The organism is Roseobacter sinensis, from assembly GCF_025755255.1.
GTDB lineage: Bacteria > Pseudomonadota > Alphaproteobacteria > Rhodobacterales > Rhodobacteraceae > Roseobacter > Roseobacter sinensis.
The window spans coordinates 257,644-275,176 of record NZ_JALIEB010000003.1 but is presented as its reverse complement, the minus strand read 5'-3'; the positions used below and the strand labels follow the sequence as shown (position 1 = coordinate 275,176).

Sequence of the window (17,533 nt, the reverse complement as noted above, 5' to 3'; positions counted from 1 at the left end):
GGTCAGTGCGAAGCGTGCGTTGCGCCCAACAAAAAAGCGCCCGCACATCGAAGCCGGGCGCTTTTGGTGTCAAAGATGATCAGCGGCTCACTTCGGGAGCGGACCGATCAGCATGACCATCTGGCGCCCTTCCATCTTGGGAAAGTTCTCCACACGGCCCTTGTCCTTGGTGTCCTCGGCGACCCGCTCCAACAGCTCGCGGCCAAGGTTCTGATGCGCCATCTCGCGCCCGCGGAACCGCAAGGTGACCTTCACCTTGTCCCCGTTATCGAGAAACTTGAAGACGTTGCGCATCTTCACGTCGTAGTCGTTCGTATCCGTGTTCGGACGGAATTTGACTTCCTTGATCTCGATGACCTTCTGCTTTTTCCGCGCTTCGCTCTCGCGCTTTTGCTGTTCGTATTTGAACTTGCCGAAGTCCATGATCTTGCAGACCGGCGGGTTCGCATTGGGCGAGATCTCGACCAGATCGAGGCCGGCTTCGTCGGCCATGGCCATGGCTCGGTCCGGCGAGACGACTCCGACGTTCTCTCCGTCTGCGCCGATCAGGCGGATTTCGGGGCTTCGGATTTTTTCATTGACGCGCGGGCCGGTGTCTCTCTGCGGCGGTGCGTTGTGGGGTCTGCGAGCGATGGTGGTCGTCCTTGAATTGTTGGTAAATATGGGCTTGCAAGTTAACTGCCGCGCGGGGCTTCTTCAAGCGGCAAAATAAGCTGGAACGGGCCGAATGGAACGCTTTTCCCCCTTGATGGTTTTACCTCTGATGCGCAACTGACATGAGGACGCGGACATGCGTCCATTTGGCGGATGCCCGCACACTAGAAAAGGAACACTGTGATGCGAAATCTGATCTGGATCCTGTTGGCTGCCCTGATCATCGGGGGAGGATACCTGCTCTATTCGGGGCAGAACCCCGCGGAGATCGTGCAGCAATCGACCGAGACGGTGGAGGACGCCGAGCCGCTGCAAGCCGCGGAAGAGGCAATTGGCGACGCCGCTCAAGCGGTGGACGAGGCCGCCAACACGGTTGCCGATGCAGCAGGTGATGCGGTCGACATCGCGACCGAAGCTGCAACCGATGCCGCCCAGGGCGCGGCAAACCTCGTCGAAGACGCAGCCACGGCCACCACCGAGGCCGCCAGCGACGTGATCGACAGTGTGACCGGCACGGCGGAAGAAGCGGCGGACGCGACTGCCGAGGCGGTCGAGACCGCCACGGACACCGCGACTGAAGCCGCTGAGACGGCAACCGACACGGCAGCTAGCGCCGGTGAGACGGCCACTGACACAGCGACCGATGCGACAGAGGACGCGGCCTCGACGGTGGAGACGGCGGCAACCGTTGCGACCGAAGATGCATCCTCGGACGCAGCGACTGCTGTTGACGAGGCCAAGACACCCGAGGCGCTGACCGTCGAGGGGTTCGACTTCGCGAAAGTGTCGGAGATGATCGAGAATTCCGACCTCGGGACCTCGCAGAAACTGCTGCTGACGAATACCGTGCGCGAGGCACAGGACAACCCGGAAGTCCTGCAGGCCGCGCTCGAGCAGCTGCGGACCGCGCTCGGCGTTGAGTGACACGATCGCCCGGGTCACAGGCCCGGGCGCTTCTTTCTGTCTCGGGTCAGGTCAGCCGACGAAGGCTTTTTCCACGACGTAGTGCTTGGGGTCAGAATTGGCGCCTTCTTCAAGGCCGAAGCCTTCGAGGATCTCTTTCAGATCCATGTTCAGCCCCATGGAGCCGCAGACCATCGCGCGATCGGTCTGGGGCGAGATGCCGTCGATCCCCAAGTCCGCGAAAACAGTCCCGTCTTTCAGCAGCGTGGTGATGCGCCCCATCTTGGGGCTCTCTTCGCGGGTCGTGGTCGGGTAGTAGGTGAGCTTGGCGAGGTTCTCCTCGCCCAGAAGTTCCAGCATCAGCTCATCCTTGCGCAGATTGTCGATCAGCTGACGGCCGTATTCCAGCTCGGCCACGTCGCGGCAGGTGTGCGTGACGATCACCTGCTCGTAGTCCTCATAGGTCTGCGGATCGCGCAGCAGCGAGGCGAAGGGGGCAAACCCGGTCCCCGTCGCGAAGAACCAGATGCGCTTGCCGGGCAGCAACGCGTCATGCACCAGCGTACCGACGGGTTTGGGGCGCAGGATGATCTCATCGCCGGGCTGGATGTGCTGCAGCTTCGAGGTGAGCGGACCGTCCTGCACCTTGATCGAGTAGAACTCTAGCTCCTCGTCCCAGGACGGCGAGGCGATGGAATAGGCGCGCAGCAGTGGCTTCTGACGACCCGTTTTGGGGTCAGGGTCGCCCATGAGGCCGATCATCACGAATTCGCCCGACCGGAACCGCAACGAGGCGGGCCGCGTCACGCGGAAGGAAAACAAGCGATCGGTCCAATGCTGAACGGCGGTCACGGTCTGCGCATCGGGCAGCGTGGGCACTTTTACGGCGGAAGCTTCGGTCACGGGGGTCTGCTCGGTCATGAATGTGTCAACGCAGGCTTACACCTGCGGCTCCTGTTTAGAAAGAGTGGTTGTGCGAGAAAGCGTCAATCAGCCGCGTCGCGCCTCGGGCGCGCCAGACCCACCTAGTCGGGCCTGATAGTTGTGCTGTTGCCAGTTGGCGCGGAAGAGCCATTGGTCCTCCGGCTGGCGTGCGGCCAACTCGTCGGAAATCTCCACCTCGTCAAAGCCAGCCCGCCGCGCCATGGCGTATTGGTCCGCCAGCACGTGGCCCTTGGCCCGCAGGCGGCCCGTGAAGCCGCGCAGACGCAGCTGTTTGGCGATGGTAAAGCCACGCCCATCGGCGGAGGACGGGAAATCCACGCGGATCATCCGTAGCCCCTCGCAGAGCGGGATCTGCGCCGGGTCGGTGTCGGAGGGCACATCGAGCGCGCTGGCGTCATTTGCGGCCTCCAGCGTGATGAAGGGTTCGGTCCAGTTATCTGCGCCAAAGCCGGTGTCGGTCACAAGGGTGGTCATTGAGAAGCTCCTGTACGGATCAGTCGGCCATTCACGAAGTGGATGCCGCATTCGTCTTTAGTGGTGTCACGCCAGCGTCCGGCGCGCGCGTCTTCGCCAGCGGCGACGGGGGAGGTGCAGGGCGCACATCCGATGGAGGGATAGCCTTTGGCCACCAGCGGGTGGCGCGGCAGGCGGTTCTCGTCGATGTAGTCGGCCACATCGCCCGGTTGCCAGTAGGCCAGCGGGTTGACCTTGATGCGGGACGTGCCGGGCTCCACTTCGAAGAACTCCAGATCGGCCCGCGTCCCGGATTGAAAGCGTTTGCGCCCGGTGATCCAGCCGCCATGCGCGGCCAGAGCCTTCTGCAAGGGCTGGGTCTTGCGCAGGTTGCAGCAGGCGTCGGTGTCCCGCTGGTGCAGGGTGCCTGTGGGATCGCGGCGCGCAATATCGGCGCTGCGGATGATCCGCAGGTTGCGCAGCCCCAGCCGCTCCGCGACTTCCTGCTGATAGACGAGCGTTTCGGCAAAGAGCATTTGGGTGTCGATGAAGATCACCGGCGCGTCGCGATGCACCATCGCCGTCAAGTGCAACAGTGCCACCGACTCGGCCCCGAAGCTGGAGACCAGCGCCAGATCCGGGATCTCCTCGAACGCCGCGTGCAGCACATCCGTGGCACTGTGATGGCGCAACCTGGCATTCAGGTCCGCCACCACAGCGCTCAGGGTCTGATCGTCGACCTGGGGAGCCGGGTGATCAAGCGGCATTGGCTTGGGCCTCGGGGTAGAGGGCGGCTTTGAACGGGGCCAGCCCGAGGCGACGATAGGTCTGCAGGAAGGTCTCGCCGGGCTCCAGGCGCAGGTCCAGATAGGCCATCACCAGCCGCTCGATGGCCGGGATGATCTCCTCAGCGGAGAACCCGGGGCCCGCCCGCTCGCCGATGCTCGCGTCTTCGGTGCCGTCACCGCCCAGCGTGATCTGGTAGTTCTCCACGCCCGCCCGGTCGAGGCCGAGGATGCCGATGTGGCCGACGTGATGGTGGCCGCAGGCGTTTATGCAGCCCGAGATCTTGATCTTGAGCGGGCCCACGTCATGCTCCAGCTTCAGCTCGTCAAAGCGGGTCGCGATCTCTTGTGCAATCGGGATCGAGCGGGCGGTTGCCAGCGCGCAGTAGTCCATGCCCGGGCAGGCGATGATGTCCGAGATCAGGCCCACATTCGCGGTGCCGAGGCCCGCGGCCTTCAGTGCGGAATAGACCGACGGCAGATCGGATTTATGCACATGCGGCAGAATCACGTTCTGCTCATGGCTGATCCGCAGCTCATCATGGCCGTAGCGTTTGGCCAGATCCGCCATGAGGCGCATCTGCGCGGAGGTGGCATCACCCGGTGTCGCGCCATGGGCCTTGAGGCTGATGGTCACGATGGCATAGCCGGGCACGCGGTGCTCGGTCAGGTTGGTATCGGACCATGCACGGAACGCCCGGTAGTGCTGGCGCGCGTCGTGATAGGCTGTCTCGGGTGCGGTCTTGAACGCGGGTGCGGCGAAATCCGCCTCGATCCCGGCCAGAAGCTGCTGATCGACCCCGGTGAACTGCGGGCGGATCAGGGCATAGCGCTCTTCGACACGGGCCTTGAAGTCATCGAGCCCGTTTTCGTGCACAGTGATCTTGATGCGTGCCTTGTACTTGTTGTCGCGACGGCCCAGCAGGTTGTAGACGCTGACGATGGCTTCGAGATAGGGCAGCAGGTCCTCGCGCGGCAGGAAATCGCGGATCACCTTACCGATCATCGGTGTGCGGCCCAGGCCCCCACCCACGATCACCTCGAACCCGATTTCGCCGTCGCGTTCGACCATGCGCAGCCCGATGTCATGGGCCTTGGTCACGGCGCGATCATTGGGGCTGCCGGTCACGGCGACCTTGAACTTGCGCGGCAGGAACTGGAACTCCGGGTGGTCGGTGGACCATTGGCGGATGAGCTCCGCAATCGGGCGCGGGTCGGCCAGCTCATCCGCAGCAGCCCCTGCGAAATGATCGGCGGTCACGTTGCGGATGGTGTTGCCAGAGGTCTGGATGGCGTGCATCTGCACCTCGGCCAACGCATCCAGCATGTCGGGCACGTCGCGCAGCTGCGGCCAGTTGTACTGGATGTTCTGGCGTGTGGTGAAGTGGCCATAGCCCTTGTCCCACCTGTCAGCAATATCGGCGAGCTTGTGCATCTGGCGGCTGTTGAGCGTGCCATAGGGGATGGCGACGCGCAGCATATAGGCGTGCAGTTGCAGATAGAGCCCGTTCATCAGGCGCAGCGGTTTGAATTCATCCTCGGTCAGCGAACCGTCGATGCGGCGCTCCACCTGCGCGCGAAACTGGGCGTTGCGCTCCTTGATGAAGGCGGTGTCGAAGTCTGTGTAGTTATACATTGCTCAGTGCCTCTTGCTGGCCGTGGGCATAGTTGGAAGGCCCTTTGGCGCGGAAGTCTTCGCGGAAGTGTGTGGGGATGGGCGTATCGCCGGAGGTATCAACGTCAGCGAGGTAGGCGCCCACGACCATATCAACCTGTTGGACCGCCTCGATCAGACGCAGATCGGCGTCGGCCTCATCGGTCAGCACCTCGGCCTCGGCGAGGCTGCGGCTCCAGCCCGTGGCGGTCTGGTAGATCACGTCGCCTTCCAGCAGGGCGTTCGCGGTGACGACTTTGGGCGTGAATGGCTTGGGCATGTCAAAGGGCCTCCTGTGCCAGGTGTTCAGGGCTGATCCGGGGCGGTGCCGCCGCGATCCCGGGCTGCTGGGAAGCGTCCGCCGCGGCGCGGGCCGCCAGACCGTAGAGGGTGAGCGCGGGGCCCGACATCTCGGCAGCCGCGAGCGCATTCGGCAGCACGTCGAGCGTTGTCTCCAGGATGCGCTGGTCGGGGCGGGAGGCGTTTTCGATCACCGTCACGGGCGTGTGGCGGTCCGCACCGTGCATGATCAGGCGACCCTGGATGAAGCGGGCGGATTTCTTGCCCATGTAGATCGCGGCCACCTCGCCCGGGCGCGCGAGAGCGGCCCAGTCGTGATCGGCAAAGCCTTTCATGTCGTGGCCCGTGAGCAGGCGGACCGAGGAATTGCGGCCCCGACGCGTCAAGCTCTGGCCGATCTCGGCCACGGCGGCGGAGGCGGCGGTGATGCCCGGCACGATGCTCCAGGCGAGACCGTGCGCTTCCAGCGCGTCGATCTCCTCGTCGAGGCGGCCAAAGACGGTGGCATCGCCGGATTTCAGCCGGACCACTTGCGCGCCGGCTTTCGCGTGCTCCACGATCACCTCGTTGATGGTCTCCTGCGGCGTGGACGGGCCAAAGGCCTCCTTGCCCACGTCGATCATCACCGCTTCGCGGCGGGCGAGCTCGAGGATCGGCTGGCTGATCAGCCGGTCGTAGATCACCACATCGGCCTCATCCAGAAGACGGCGCGCCTTCATGGTCAACAGGTCCGGATCGCCCGGGCCGCCGCCGACGAAATGCACGTGGCCGGGACGAGCCTTGCGGGCAAGATGGTCGGTGAGCAGGTCGTCAAGCGCGGTCTTCACAGCTGGCGCGCCGCCGGTGATCGCGGCAGGACCGGCCTTGAAGTAGTATTCCCGCCAGAAATCGCGGCGCGCGCGTCCGAAAGGCAGGGCGTCTGCGGCCTTGCGGAAGGCCTTGCCGATGCGGGCGAGCGGTCCGAGCGCCGCGGGCAGGCGCTCTTCCAGGTCGGCCTTGATGGCGCGCGCGAGCACGGGGGCGGCCCCTTCGGTGCCGATGGCGATGGTGACGGGGTCGCGGTCAACGATGGCGGGGGTGATGAACTGGCTGTCGTCGAGGTTGTCGACCACATTGACCAACGCGCCATCCGCGCGGGCGATGGCGGAGGTGCGGGCGTCATCGGCGTCGTCCTCGTCGGCGGCATAGAAGAGGGCGGCACAGAGCGTATCGCCGGGCGCCATTGCCCGACGCACCAGCCGCAGCTTGCCGGCCTCGGCCCAGGCGACAATCTCGGGTGCGGGCGCAGGTGCGAAGACGGTAATGTGGCCCGCGGTCTTGAGCAGGAGCCGCAGCTTTGCCAGCGCAGCCTCGCCGCCACCGGAGAGCACGATGCGGCGGCCTTCGACGCGCAGGAAGATCGGGAAATGGTCCATATCGCGGCACCTCAGGGTTTCCTGCATCCCAATATAGGAAAAAGTTCTACTTGTTTGCCAGTATAGGCGGTTGATAAGAACGCTTGTTCTGATTTACTTGCAGGCAAGAACAATTGACCTCCGAAGAAGGAAACTGTGGAATGGCCGTCCGGATTGACGAGATGGATCGGAAAATCCTTGGAGAGCTGCAGCGCGATGCGAGCCAGTCTCTGGATGAAATCGCGGCAAAAGTGGGCTCGTCGAAAACGCCCGTCTGGAATCGGATTCGCAAGATGCGCGAGGGACAGGTGATCGGTCAGCAGACCGTTGTACTGGATGCAGAGGCATTGGGGTTCGAGGCCTGTTTCTTCGTGCTGATCCGCACCTCCGAGCATGAGGCGGAGTGGCAGGCGGCGTTTCTGAAGGCCTTGCGCGATCGTCCGGAAGTGCAGGAGGCGCATCGGCTGGCAGGGGATATCGACTATATCCTTAAAGTCCGAGTGAAGAATGCGCGCGCTTACGACGCCTTCTACCAGGCGCTGATCTCGGAAGTGCGGGTGCACAACGTCACGGCGCTGCTGTCGATGGAGGAGATCAAATCCACCACCATGCTGCCGCTCGAGACGTGATCCGAAGGCGCGGCTGCGCCGCATTCCCTTTCCGGGCACGGGCGGCCGATCAAAGCGCCCCGCGGGTCACGGAGAGATGCGTCAGCCCGTGGAAATGGTAGCTGTCGGCGTAGCGCGGCCGGTCGGTCAGCGTCAGCCCCGGCGCATGTTGGAAGAGCCGTTGCAGGCCGATTTGCAATTCCAGCCGGGCCAGAGGGGCGCCGACGCAGAAGTGCAGCCCGCCGCCGAAGGCTGCGTGCGGGGCCGGTGGGCGGGTCGGGTCGAACCGGTCGGGGGTGTCAAAGCGGGCCGGGTCACGCCCGGCAGCGCCGAGGATCAGCGCCACCTGCTGTCCTTTTGCCAGTCGGCGGCCGCCCACGTCGATATCTTCATAGGCATAGCGGGTGAACATATGCAGGGGCGGGTCGAAGCGCAGCACCTCCTCCACCGTCGCGGCGATGGCGCTGGACGCGAGGGCAGCGGCTGGGGTCTCATGCTCCAGCAGCGCTTTCACCGCGTTACCCAATGTATGCACCGTCGCTTCATGCCCGGCGTTCAACAGCAGGATGCAGGTTCCGATCAGCTCGGCATGGGAGAGTTTTTCGCCGTGTTCTTCGGCAGCGATCAGATGCGTGATGAGGTCGTCGCGCGGCTGATGGCGCCGCTCCTCCACATAGCCGGTCAGAAACGCGGTGAAGGCGGCGGCGGCGGCATCGGCGGCCAGCTCGGTCTCATGTGTCCGGCCTGCCTGATACATCGCCACCATGGCGTTGGACCAGCGCAGCAGCTGATCTGACATCTCCTCGGGCACACCCAGCAGGCGCGCGATCACGCGCACGGGCAGGGCCGTGCAGAAGGCGGGGATCAGATCAAAAGGCCCATCCGGCAGGCGCGCCAGAAGGTCATCGCAGATGGCGTGAATGTCAGGCTCCAGCGCCTTGATCCGCCGGGATGTGAAGGCGCGCAGCACGAGGCCCCGCAGCCGCGTGTGATGGGGCGGTTCGAGATCGAGCATCGACACGCGCTCGACCGCGTCGAAATGGGCAAGATGGTCCGGGGCCTTCGAGCGGTGATCCTCCGGCACCGCGCGGCCCAGGCGGCGGTCGCGCAGGAGCGCCTGCACGGTCGTGGCATCGAAGACCGCCATCATCCCGTAGTCGTCCCAGAATTGCACCGGGTCCTCGGCCAGAACGCGCGCGTAGGTCGCATAAGGGTTCTGGACGAAGGCCGGATCGAGCGGAGACTGGCGGAGTGTCTTCATGGAGGCCGGCACCGGCGGATCGCCCGGCCTCAGCTGTCGGCCAGGGCCTGGATGATGGGCGAGAAATCCTCGGCGCGCAGGCTGGCGCCGCCCACCAGCGCCCCATCCACATTGTCGAGTGCGAAGATCTCGGCCGCATTGTCCGGTTTGACGGAGCCGCCATAGAGCAGCCGGATGTCCTCGGCTGAATCGCCGAACCGGCTGCGCAGCTCTTGGCGCATGAGCGCATGGACTTCGGCAATCTGCGCCATGGTCGGGATCTTGCCGGTGCCGATGGCCCAGATCGGCTCGTAAGCGATGACCAGGGTGTCCGCGGCGCTGTCATCCGGTACGGACCCCTGCAGCTGCGTCCTGATCACATCGAGCGCGTCGCCGGCCTCGCGCTGCGCGAGGCTCTCACCGATGCAGACAATGGCTGTGAGCCCTGCGGCCTGTGCGGCCTGTGCCTTGGCGGCGACCTGCGCGTCGGTCTCGCCGTAGGCGTCGCGGCGTTCGGAATGGCCGACGATCACATGGGTGGCGCCGATTTCGGCGATCATTGCGGCGGAGTGGTCGCCGGTATAGGCGCCCTTTTCCTCGGCGTGGCAATTCTGCGCGCCGATGAAGATGGGGCTGCCGGCGGTATTCTGCAGCGCGTGTGTCAGCAGCGGTGCGGGCGGGCAGAGCAGCACGTCGCAGGGGCATTCGGGGTGCTTCAGTTTCAGCGCCCCGATCATATCGAGCCCAGGAATCGAGCCATTCATCTTCCAATTGCCTGCTGCCAGTTTGCGCCGCATGAAACCCTCCTGTGATTGACAGGGCCTTTCGTAACAGGGGTGGCGGATGGCGGCAATCGGCCAGCTGGCTTGTGCCAGACCGCCCGCCATGGCATGGATCGGCCAGGCTGGAATAGGGCGACCGAGATGATCCCGAGGCTGGATGCAGAAAAGCTCGCCCGCGGTGAGGCGGCGGAACGGGCGCGTCTGCGCGAGGCGGCAACCGGGATCGGGTTTCTGACCGTCTACAATACCGCGATCTCGGCGGCGCGCATGATCCGGCTGCTCGACACCTATCGTGCCTTCTTCCGACTGCCGCAGGTGGACAAGGCGCGCATCGACATGGCGCGCACTGGCGCGAACCGGGGATGGGGCGCGTCCGGCGCGGAACAGGTCGATCCCGAGGCCAACCCCAACTACAAGCAGGTGTTCGACTGCGGGGTGCCGCTGCCCGAGGGCGATCCGCGGAGCGCCCTGCCGGTCTATGCACCGAACCTCTGGCCCGACAGTCCGCCGGGGTTTCAGGATGAGATCGAGGCCTATTTCCGCGAGGCGTCATCCGTCGCGATGCAGCTGCTGCGGGCGATCGCCCAGGCGACTGGTGCGCCCGCGTCCTATTTCGATACAGCCTTCGAGACCCCCATGGCGCTGTTGCGCGGGAACTACTACCCGGCGCGACCGGCCTGGGCGACGGAGCGCGACGTCGGCATCGCCACCCATACGGACTACGGTTGCCTGACACTGCTCGCCACCGATGGATCGCCTGGCCTCGAGGTCCGCACGCGTGGGGGCGGGTGGATCGCCGTCGCCGCACCGCCCGGCGAGTTCGTGATCAATTTCGGCGAGATGATGGAGATCTGGACGGCGGGGCAGGTGCGCGCCACGCCGCATCGGGTGATCGGCACCGATGACGAGCGGATCTCGGTGCCGCTGTTCTTCAACCCGTCCTACGACACCAATGTGGCGCCGATGGGCTCGGGTGATGCCATTTTGGCGGGGGAGCATCTGAGCCGTCGCTTTGCCGAGACCTACCGGCACCTGCAAGCCTCCTGACCGCCGGACAGAATGGCAGACGCCACGCGCCTCCCGCGGTGCGGGAAGCCGTGCTATCCTCCTTGAATTGGATGTTAGGAGACTTGATCATGAAGACCTTTTTGCTTGCTGCCAGCCTTGCCTGCCTGTCCGCGCCTGCCTTCGCAGCCTCAGCCGTTTTCGAAGGGTTCGATACCGGGGCCGGCGCATGGGAGCCCAATACGTCGGAGACGAATACGACCTGGTTCGACACAGGCGGCAATCCGGGGGGTGCGCTGACGACAAACAACTTCGGCGCGGGGATCTCGTTTGGGATCGCAGGTGCCAAGGCAGAGGGCGGCGCCTACAGCGGGGAGTTGCCCGACGGTGACTGGACGGTCTCGGTGGATCTGCTCTATTTCAACACGCCCATCACCGAGGCACAGCTGCGCTGGCGCTATCGCGATGCGACGTTCAACGGCTGGTACATTCCGATCGAGCAGACGACCTTCGAGCTGGCCTGGACCAGTTACAGCGTAACCTTCGACACCACCTGGAGCGACGCGACCGCCCAGGCCAACGGCTGGGTGCAGGAAAGCGCCTCGGTGCCCTTTGCGACGCTCTGGGATGACATCTACTGGAGCGAGATCCGCCTGATCGGGCCGAGCATCCCGGGCAGCTCCGCCTTTATCGACAATTACAGCGTGCAGCCCACAGCTGTGCCGCTGCCGGCTGGTCTGGCATTGATGGGTTCAGCGCTTCTGGGGCTGGGTGGTGTTGCGCGCAGGCGCGCCGCCAAGTGGCGGTAACGGCGCATCGGGCGGTCGGGTCGGGGTTACTTGGCCGCCAGCCCGGTATCGAACTTGATCGATTCGCCGCAGCCGCAGGCTTCGGTCACATTGGGATTTTTGAATCTGAAGCCGCTCTCCAGCAGCGAGGTTTCGTAGTCGATCTCGGTGCCAAAGAGGAACATCTGCGCCATCGGCGCGATCATCACACGCGCGCCGTCCTGTTCGACCACCTCATCGTTGGGATCGGCCTCGGTGACGTATTCCATAGTGTATTCCATGCCCGCGCATCCGCCTTTCTTCACGCCGATACGCAGCCCTGCGTGTCCTGCGGAGGTCATCAGCTTCGCGACCTGCGCGACCGCCTTTGGGGTCAGGGTGACAGCTTGCTTACCGGGGATACCGAACATCGGAAAACTCCTTTCCTGAACAATTTAGTCAGTTGAGTGCCGCGGGACAAGCGGGCGCGCAGGATTTCCGGCGACAGTTGTGCCAGCGGGAACATCCTTCGTGACCACCGCCCCGGCGCCGATGATTGCGTCATCGCCCACCGTCACGCCCGGCAGGATCAGCGCGCCGCCACCGATCCAGACATTGCGGCCAATATCGACGGGCTGCCCGAACTCGAGCCCGGCATCGCGGGCCGCCGCATCGCGCGGATGATCGGCGGTGAGGATCTGCACCATGGGGCCGACCTGGGTCATGTCGCCGATGCGGATCGTGCAGACGTCGAGCAGAACGCAGCCATAATTTAGGAAGACATCGTCACCGAGATGGATGTTGTAGCCGTAGTCCGCATAGAGGGGCGCGCGCAGTGCGCAACTGGAACCTCGACCCCCAAGCCACTGATCTAAAACGGTTTTACGGACATCAACGTCCGAAACGATGGTATCATTGTACTGGCGTTGCAGCGCCTGGCTCGCGGCACGGTCCCGCACCAGTTCCGGATCGCCGGGGCGATAGAGCTCCCCTGCGATCATCTTCTGCTTTTCGCTTGGCATCCAGCGGGTTACATGAAGCCCAACTCGAGCCGGGCTTCGTCAGACATCATGTCCATGCCCCAAGGGGGCTCCCAAACGAGCTCGACATTCACGTGTTTTACGCCGGGCAGCGGCTCAACCGCGTCAGCGACCCAGCCGGGCATCTCACCCGCCACCGGACAGCCGGGTGCGGTTAGCGACATCTTGATCGCCACTTCGTTTTCATCATTGATGTCAATGGTATAGATTAGCCCAAGCTCGTAGATGTTGACCGGGATTTCCGGATCATAGACCGTCCGGCAAGCCTCGACGATCGGCTCGTAGAGCGGGTGATCGGTCGAAGAGGGCGCGATCAGCGGTGCGCCTTCGAGCTGTTCGGATGCGTCATTCATCGAGGGCCTCTCTGGTTTTCTTAGCATTTAAATAAGGATTGGCGGCTTCGGAGTAAAGAGCCGCATGCAACAGGGTTACTGCAGCGCATTGGCAGAAGGGGCCGTCAAACCAGCGCGGCGACCGGGATGAGCGGGTGCAAACGGCTGCAGAATGGCGGCCGAGATCACCCGGACGGCGTGCGGTATCGCGCCCATACTAACGAAGCGGTCGCCTTGTGAGCGCAACTCGGGTTAACGTCTTCACGTCTAACGGGAGGTAGATGATGCTCGACACAACAGTAAACGATCAGGTCACGGAGTTTCTGGAGCGCTTCGGCGGCGCGCTCGAAGCGGGGGATATTGAGGCGGCGGTGGCCATGTTCCAGGCCGACAGCTATTGGCGCGATCTGGTCAGCTTCACGTGGAATATCAAGACGATGGAAGGTCCCGAGCAGGTGCGCGATATGCTGGAGGCGCAGCTGAGCAGCACCAAGCCGCGGGCCTGGCGGATCGCGGACGGCGAACTGCCGACGGAGGAGGGCGGCATCATCACCGCCTGGATCAGCTTCGAGACGGATGTGGCGCGCGGCTACGGGCTCGTGCGGCTGAAAGACGGGCTGATCTGGACGCTTCTGACCACCATGGTCGAGCTGAAGGGCCATGAGGAGCCCCTGGGCTATGAACGCCCCCTGGGTGCCAAGCATGGCGCGGGCAAGCACCGCAAGACCTGGGCTGAAGAAATCGAGGAGGAGCGCAGCACCCTCGGCTACACCAAACAGCCCTACACGGTGATCATCGGCGGCGGGCAGGGTGGCATCGCGCTCGGTGCGCGGCTGCGCCAGCTCGGGGTGCCCACGATCATTGTGGAGAAGAACGACAAGCCCGGCGATTCATGGCGCAATCGCTACAAATCGCTCTGCCTGCATGACCCGGTGTGGTACGACCATCTGCCCTATCTGCCCTTCCCGCCGAACTGGCCCGTCTTCGCGCCGAAGGACAAGATCGGCGACTGGCTGGAGATGTACACCAAGATCATGGAGCTGAACTACTGGACCCGCTCGGAGGTCACGAAAGCGACATGGGACGATGCGGCCAAGGAATGGGTCGTCAAGGTCAACCGCGACGGCGAAGACGTGGTGTTGCGGCCCAAGCAGTTGGTCTTTGCCACCGGCATGTCCGGCAAGGCGAATGTGCCCGAGCTGCCGGGCATGGAAAAGTTCAAGGGCGACCAGCACCATTCGAGCAAGCACCCCGGACCGGATGCCTACACAGGCAAGAAGGCGGTGGTCGTGGGCTCCAACAACTCCGCCCATGACATCTGCGCCGCGCTCTGGGAGGCGGATGTGGACGTGACCATGGTGCAGCGGTCCACCACCCATATCGTGCGCTCCGAGCCGCTGATGGAGATCGGGCTGGGCGATCTCTACTCCGAACGCGCGGTGGAGAATGGCGTAACCCACCACAAGGCAGATCTGATCTTCGCCTCGCTGCCCTACAAGATCCTGCATGAGTTCCAGATCCCCGTCTATGAGAAGATCAGGGAGGTCGACGCGGAGTTCTACGCCGGGCTCGAGAAGGCGGGCTTCAAGCTCGACTGGGGCGCCGACGGCTCGGGGCTTTTCATGAAGTACCTGCGGCGCGGCTCGGGGTACTACATCGACGTCGGTGCGAGCCAGTTGATCATCGACGGCAAGATCAAGCTCGCGCACGGGCAGGTGACAGAGGTCGTTGAGGATGGGGTCATTCTCGACGATGGCACCAAGCTGGAGGCGGATGTGATCGTCTATGCCACGGGCTACGGCTCGATGAACGGCTGGGTCGCGGATCTGATCGACCCCGAGACGGCGGACCGGGTCGGAAAGGTCTGGGGCTTGGGCTCGGACACCCCGAAGGACCCGGGGCCGTGGGAAGGCGAGCAGCGCAACATGTGGAAGCCCACGCAGGTGGAGAACCTCTGGATGCACGGCGGCAACCTGCATCAGTCGCGGCACTACTCGCAGTTTCTGTCGTTGCAGATCAAGGCGCGGATGGAGGGCATCCCGACGCCCGTCTACGGGCTGCAGGAGGTGCATCACACCGGCTGAGGCGCGACCGGAGGATGACCGCCCCCGGAGGATGAGGCGCGGCGGATCGGGCTTGCCAAGCCCGGTCGTCCGCGCTTCACTGACGGGCGAATGTGACCCAACGATGGAGCGAGTCCCTTGCCAGACATCAGCACGAACAAGGTCGTCCGCGTGATCTTCCTGGCGCGGGAATACGGCCCCGAAAGCCATCAGCTGTCCGACTACATCTCCAGCCTCAATGACGAAGAGGCGGCCAATCTGGTGGCGATCATGTGGGTGGGCCGCGAGAGTTTCGACGCGGATGACTGGGACGAAGCGCTCGCCACGGCAATGACCGAGGCGACCGCGCCGACCGAGAACTACCTTTCCGGCATGCCTGAACTGCCCGACCATTTGGAAGCGGGGCTGGAGGCGCTGGGGGTCGACGTGACCGATGCAGAGGACCACTTCCGCGACAGCTAGCTGCGCGCGACGCGACTGGACAAACCCGCGCGGTGATGACACCGGCAAGCGCCTTCCGTTTCGTCTGCCCGCCATGCCGCCCCCACTTTTGCGCTGATGTCAGACGATGCGCTGTTGGAGCTCCGACCGACTGCCAGCGTCAACGCGCCAGAAGTCTCGTGCCGGTTCTGGAAGCCGCGCCAGAACGCGCTCCAGATCCCGGTGATTCGTGCAACGCCAGACCGCCCAGGCCGTGGCCTCGATCGCATTGTCCGGCGTCAAATTGTGGTTTGGGCGCAGGGCCTTGACTTCGGCCATCAGAAGGCTCCGTGCCGCGAAGGGACGTGGAGGTGTCGTGACGTCCCAGTCGTGCACGAAGATCGCACGCAGCACGGACGGAAGCACGGTTGCGAAATCCAAGCCCTGCTGCGCCGTCAATCGCCGTCTGAACGTCTGCAGGACGCCATCGACCGCCGTATAGGCGTGGTTGTCCGACGCCAGATCTGTTTTCAACTTCACGTCCTCGAGAAAAGCACGCCACTCCCGTGTCGCATGCCTGTATGTCCAGGGCATCGGCATGACGTCTTCCTCGTGTCTGGTCCCAAGGGCGCCGACATCATCGCGTCCGTCCCGCCGGATGTCCAGTTGACCCATTGCCGCGACCCAGTGCTCAAACGCGTCGCTGTTCAGGGTCGGGTCCGTTTGCGGGCCGGCTGCGGTTTCACGCGCGCTTCGATCTCGTCGTAGAGCTTGCCCACGATGTCCTTGCCGGTGGCGGTTTCGATGCCTTCGAAGCCGGGGGAGGAGTTGACCTCGAGCACCTTGGGGCCGCTCTCGGAGCGCAGCAAGTCCACGCCCGCCTTGCCGAGGCCGAAGGCGCGGGCGGCGCGCACCGCCGTCTCGCGTTCGGCCTTGGTGATGCGCACCACCTTGGCCGAGCCGCCGCGGTGCAGGTTGGAGCGGAAGTCGCCCTCGGCTCCGGTGCGTTTCATCGCCGCCACGACCTTGCCGGCGATCACCAGGCAGCGGATGTCTTCACCGGCGGCTTCCTTGACGAAATCCTGCACGAGGAAGTTGGCCTTGAGCCCGCGGAAGGCGTCGATGACAGACTCGGCGGCTTTCTTGGTTTCCGCCAGCACGACGCCCTTACCTTGGGTCGACTCCAGCAGCTTGACGATCAAGGGCGCGGTGCCGACGAGCCCAATGAGGTTCGAGGTGTCCTTCGGCGAGGCCGCGAAGGCGGTCGTAGGCATGCCGATTTTCTTCGACGCGAGGATCTGATGCGCATGCAGCTTGTCGCGGCTCGCCGTGATGCCGGCGGAGCCGTTCACGCAATAGGTGCCGATGGTCTCGAACTGGCGGATGATCGCGGTGCCATAGGCGGTGATCGAAGCGCCGATGCGCGGGATCACCGCGTCATAGCGGGGCAGGCGCTTGCCGTCGCAATACACCTCCGGCGCCATCGCGTTAATCGCCATGTAGCAGCGCGTCGTATCGATCACCTCGACAGCGTGCCCGCGCGTCTCGCCGACCTGCACAAGGCGCCGGGTCGAGTAGTTGTCCTCACGGCTCAGCACCGCGATCCGCAGCGCGCGTTTCGGCGCGGTCCGTCGGAGCCCGGCACTGTGGTAGACCTCGTAGCTCAACTCGGGCTGCAACCGCTTTTCCGTCGGAGAGATCGAAATGTGATTGTTCAGCGCCTGCCGCCCCAGCAGCATGCGCGAGGACATCGCTCCGCGGTTGGTCAGGGTGATTTCGATGGGCCAGCGTTGATCGGAGACCGCGAGGTTCGTCGAGATCACGAAGCGATGTTCCGCCTCGCCGTTGGACGAGGTCACGTCGCGCCGGTCGATGAGGGGCGCAGAGCACGTGATCGTCAGATCGTGCCGTCCCGGAATCGGATGTACGGTGAAGCGGACCTTGGGGCGCGCAGACGGACCGAAGACTTCGATGTCATCCGCATGCAGTGCCGAGGTGCGCGCGCCTGTGTCCACCTTGGCCTTGATCGCCGGCAGCCCCAATTCGGGCAGCGCGACCCATTCTTCCCAGCCAAAGGTGAGCTTTTCCATGTGACCCCCGTGTGTTGTTCTATCGGGGGTAGCAGGTGCCCCGCGCGACCTCAACCAGATGGTTTTGGCAAAAGAATCATGCCTCCGGCGGGCATATT

20 protein-coding genes are annotated in these 17,533 nt (G+C 64.2%); 6 read left to right on the top strand and 14 right to left on the bottom strand.

The features are described 5' to 3' along the window. Positions 1–87 precede the first annotated feature (87 nt). The gene (gene infC, locus MUB52_RS06605; RefSeq protein ID WP_263843561.1) at positions 88–546 is read right to left on the bottom strand and encodes a translation initiation factor IF-3; all 459 of its coding nucleotides are present in this window, start codon (positions 544–546) and stop codon (positions 88–90) included. 291 nt (positions 547–837) lie between these two features. Here infC and MUB52_RS06600 point away from each other — a divergent pair, with 291 nt between their 5' ends. Next, positions 838–1,578: a translation initiation factor 3 gene (locus MUB52_RS06600; protein WP_263843403.1), complete on the top strand. Its 741-nt coding sequence runs from the start codon at positions 838–840 to the stop codon at positions 1,576–1,578. 51 nt (positions 1,579–1,629) lie between these two features. On the opposite strand, the gene MUB52_RS06595 is transcribed toward MUB52_RS06600, so the two are convergent. The 6 genes from MUB52_RS06595 to cysG form a co-directional block, all read right to left on the bottom strand. Then, the gene (locus MUB52_RS06595; RefSeq protein ID WP_263843402.1) at positions 1,630–2,478 is read right to left on the bottom strand and encodes a ferredoxin--NADP reductase; all 849 of its coding nucleotides are present in this window, start codon (positions 2,476–2,478) and stop codon (positions 1,630–1,632) included. Positions 2,479–2,547: 69 nt separating this feature from the next. After that, positions 2,548–2,976 (bottom strand): DUF934 domain-containing protein, encoded by a 429-nt coding sequence (locus MUB52_RS06590; RefSeq protein WP_263843401.1) that lies wholly within the window; start codon positions 2,974–2,976, stop codon positions 2,548–2,550. Next, entirely contained in the window at positions 2,973–3,722 is a 750-nt protein-coding gene (locus MUB52_RS06585; protein ID WP_263843400.1) for a phosphoadenylyl-sulfate reductase, read from the bottom strand. The genes MUB52_RS06590 and MUB52_RS06585 overlap by 4 nt, the downstream gene beginning before the upstream one ends. Next, positions 3,712–5,376: a nitrite/sulfite reductase gene (locus MUB52_RS06580; protein WP_263843399.1), complete on the bottom strand. Its 1,665-nt coding sequence runs from the start codon at positions 5,374–5,376 to the stop codon at positions 3,712–3,714. Before MUB52_RS06580 ends, MUB52_RS06585 begins: the two co-directional genes overlap by 11 nt. Then, positions 5,369–5,674, bottom strand: coding sequence for a DUF2849 domain-containing protein (locus MUB52_RS06575; protein ID WP_263843398.1), 306 nt, complete (start codon positions 5,672–5,674; stop codon positions 5,369–5,371). The genes MUB52_RS06580 and MUB52_RS06575 overlap by 8 nt, the downstream gene beginning before the upstream one ends. Position 5,675: 1 nt before the next feature. Further along, positions 5,676–7,109, bottom strand: a complete 1,434-nt coding sequence (cysG, locus tag MUB52_RS06570) for a siroheme synthase CysG (protein ID WP_263843397.1) — start codon at positions 7,107–7,109, stop codon at positions 5,676–5,678. A 140-nt stretch (positions 7,110–7,249) separates the two neighbouring features. Between cysG and MUB52_RS06565 the strand changes: the two genes are divergently transcribed. Then, entirely contained in the window at positions 7,250–7,717 is a 468-nt protein-coding gene (locus tag MUB52_RS06565; RefSeq protein ID WP_263843396.1) for an Lrp/AsnC family transcriptional regulator, read from the top strand. A gap of 49 nt (positions 7,718–7,766) precedes the next feature. Here the strand turns inward: MUB52_RS06565 and MUB52_RS06560 are convergent, their stop codons facing one another. Together MUB52_RS06560 and tpiA are read right to left on the bottom strand one after the other, a co-directional pair. Next, entirely contained in the window at positions 7,767–8,957 is a 1,191-nt protein-coding gene (locus tag MUB52_RS06560) for a cytochrome P450 (protein ID WP_263843395.1), read from the bottom strand. Positions 8,958–8,986: 29 nt separating this feature from the next. Then, on the bottom strand, positions 8,987–9,733 hold the full coding sequence (tpiA, locus tag MUB52_RS06555; protein WP_263843394.1) for a triose-phosphate isomerase: 747 nt from the start codon (positions 9,731–9,733) through the stop codon (positions 8,987–8,989). Positions 9,734–9,859: 126 nt separating this feature from the next. Here tpiA and MUB52_RS06550 point away from each other — a divergent pair, with 126 nt between their 5' ends. After that, positions 9,860–10,765, top strand: a complete 906-nt coding sequence (locus tag MUB52_RS06550; protein ID WP_263843393.1) for an isopenicillin N synthase family dioxygenase — start codon at positions 9,860–9,862, stop codon at positions 10,763–10,765. Between the two features lie 89 nt (positions 10,766–10,854). After that, positions 10,855–11,532 (top strand): VPLPA-CTERM sorting domain-containing protein, encoded by a 678-nt coding sequence (locus MUB52_RS06545; RefSeq protein WP_263843392.1) that lies wholly within the window; start codon positions 10,855–10,857, stop codon positions 11,530–11,532. Between the two features lie 26 nt (positions 11,533–11,558). On the opposite strand, the gene MUB52_RS06540 is transcribed toward MUB52_RS06545, so the two are convergent. The 3 genes from MUB52_RS06540 to MUB52_RS06530 are packed head-to-tail and all read right to left on the bottom strand — an operon-like array spanning position 11,559 to position 12,883. Continuing rightward, positions 11,559–11,921 (bottom strand): HesB/IscA family protein, encoded by a 363-nt coding sequence (locus MUB52_RS06540; protein WP_263843391.1) that lies wholly within the window; start codon positions 11,919–11,921, stop codon positions 11,559–11,561. Positions 11,922–11,945: 24 nt separating this feature from the next. After that, positions 11,946–12,512, bottom strand: coding sequence for a sugar O-acetyltransferase (locus tag MUB52_RS06535; protein WP_263843390.1), 567 nt, complete (start codon positions 12,510–12,512; stop codon positions 11,946–11,948). An 8-nt stretch (positions 12,513–12,520) separates the two neighbouring features. Continuing rightward, the gene (locus tag MUB52_RS06530; protein WP_263843389.1) at positions 12,521–12,883 is read right to left on the bottom strand and encodes an SUF system Fe-S cluster assembly protein; all 363 of its coding nucleotides are present in this window, start codon (positions 12,881–12,883) and stop codon (positions 12,521–12,523) included. 263 nt (positions 12,884–13,146) lie between these two features. Here MUB52_RS06530 and MUB52_RS06525 point away from each other — a divergent pair, with 263 nt between their 5' ends. Together MUB52_RS06525 and MUB52_RS06520 are read left to right on the top strand one after the other, a co-directional pair. Beyond that, positions 13,147–14,946 (top strand): NAD(P)/FAD-dependent oxidoreductase, encoded by a 1,800-nt coding sequence (locus MUB52_RS06525; RefSeq protein ID WP_263843388.1) that lies wholly within the window; start codon positions 13,147–13,149, stop codon positions 14,944–14,946. Positions 14,947–15,063: 117 nt separating this feature from the next. After that, positions 15,064–15,387, top strand: a complete 324-nt coding sequence (locus tag MUB52_RS06520) for a DUF3775 domain-containing protein (protein WP_263843387.1) — start codon at positions 15,064–15,066, stop codon at positions 15,385–15,387. Between the two features lie 99 nt (positions 15,388–15,486). On the opposite strand, the gene MUB52_RS06515 is transcribed toward MUB52_RS06520, so the two are convergent. Beyond that, on the bottom strand, positions 15,487–15,939 hold the full coding sequence (locus tag MUB52_RS06515; protein ID WP_318527405.1) for a DUF2267 domain-containing protein: 453 nt from the start codon (positions 15,937–15,939) through the stop codon (positions 15,487–15,489). A gap of 113 nt (positions 15,940–16,052) precedes the next feature. Continuing rightward, positions 16,053–17,435, bottom strand: coding sequence for a 30S ribosomal protein S6--L-glutamate ligase (rimK, locus tag MUB52_RS06510; protein WP_263843385.1), 1,383 nt, complete (start codon positions 17,433–17,435; stop codon positions 16,053–16,055). Positions 17,436–17,533: the final 98 nt, after the last annotated feature.

Coding starts and splice junctions, on each gene's coding strand:
- MUB52_RS06535 (WP_263843390.1), bottom strand. CDS start 12,512: ATGCCAAGCGAAAAGCAGAAGATGATCGCAGGGGAGCTCTATCGCCCC.
- MUB52_RS06590 (WP_263843401.1), bottom strand. CDS start 2,976: ATGACCACCCTTGTGACCGACACCGGCTTTGGCGCAGATAACTGGACC.
- MUB52_RS06560 (WP_263843395.1), bottom strand. CDS start 8,957: ATGAAGACACTCCGCCAGTCTCCGCTCGATCCGGCCTTCGTCCAGAAC.
- MUB52_RS06550 (WP_263843393.1), top strand. CDS start 9,860: ATGATCCCGAGGCTGGATGCAGAAAAGCTCGCCCGCGGTGAGGCGGCG.
- MUB52_RS06530 (WP_263843389.1), bottom strand. CDS start 12,883: ATGAATGACGCATCCGAACAGCTCGAAGGCGCACCGCTGATCGCGCCC.
- MUB52_RS06600 (WP_263843403.1), top strand. CDS start 838: ATGCGAAATCTGATCTGGATCCTGTTGGCTGCCCTGATCATCGGGGGA.
- MUB52_RS06575 (WP_263843398.1), bottom strand. CDS start 5,674: ATGCCCAAGCCATTCACGCCCAAAGTCGTCACCGCGAACGCCCTGCTG.
- MUB52_RS06580 (WP_263843399.1), bottom strand. CDS start 5,376: ATGTATAACTACACAGACTTCGACACCGCCTTCATCAAGGAGCGCAAC.
- MUB52_RS06525 (WP_263843388.1), top strand. CDS start 13,147: ATGCTCGACACAACAGTAAACGATCAGGTCACGGAGTTTCTGGAGCGC.
- MUB52_RS06565 (WP_263843396.1), top strand. CDS start 7,250: ATGGCCGTCCGGATTGACGAGATGGATCGGAAAATCCTTGGAGAGCTG.
- tpiA (WP_263843394.1), bottom strand. CDS start 9,733: ATGCGGCGCAAACTGGCAGCAGGCAATTGGAAGATGAATGGCTCGATT.
- cysG (WP_263843397.1), bottom strand. CDS start 7,109: ATGGACCATTTCCCGATCTTCCTGCGCGTCGAAGGCCGCCGCATCGTG.
- MUB52_RS06515 (WP_318527405.1), bottom strand. CDS start 15,939: ATGCCCTGGACATACAGGCATGCGACACGGGAGTGGCGTGCTTTTCTC.
- MUB52_RS06595 (WP_263843402.1), bottom strand. CDS start 2,478: ATGACCGAGCAGACCCCCGTGACCGAAGCTTCCGCCGTAAAAGTGCCC.
- MUB52_RS06540 (WP_263843391.1), bottom strand. CDS start 11,921: ATGTTCGGTATCCCCGGTAAGCAAGCTGTCACCCTGACCCCAAAGGCG.
- rimK (WP_263843385.1), bottom strand. CDS start 17,435: ATGGAAAAGCTCACCTTTGGCTGGGAAGAATGGGTCGCGCTGCCCGAA.
- MUB52_RS06585 (WP_263843400.1), bottom strand. CDS start 3,722: ATGCCGCTTGATCACCCGGCTCCCCAGGTCGACGATCAGACCCTGAGC.
- MUB52_RS06545 (WP_263843392.1), top strand. CDS start 10,855: ATGAAGACCTTTTTGCTTGCTGCCAGCCTTGCCTGCCTGTCCGCGCCT.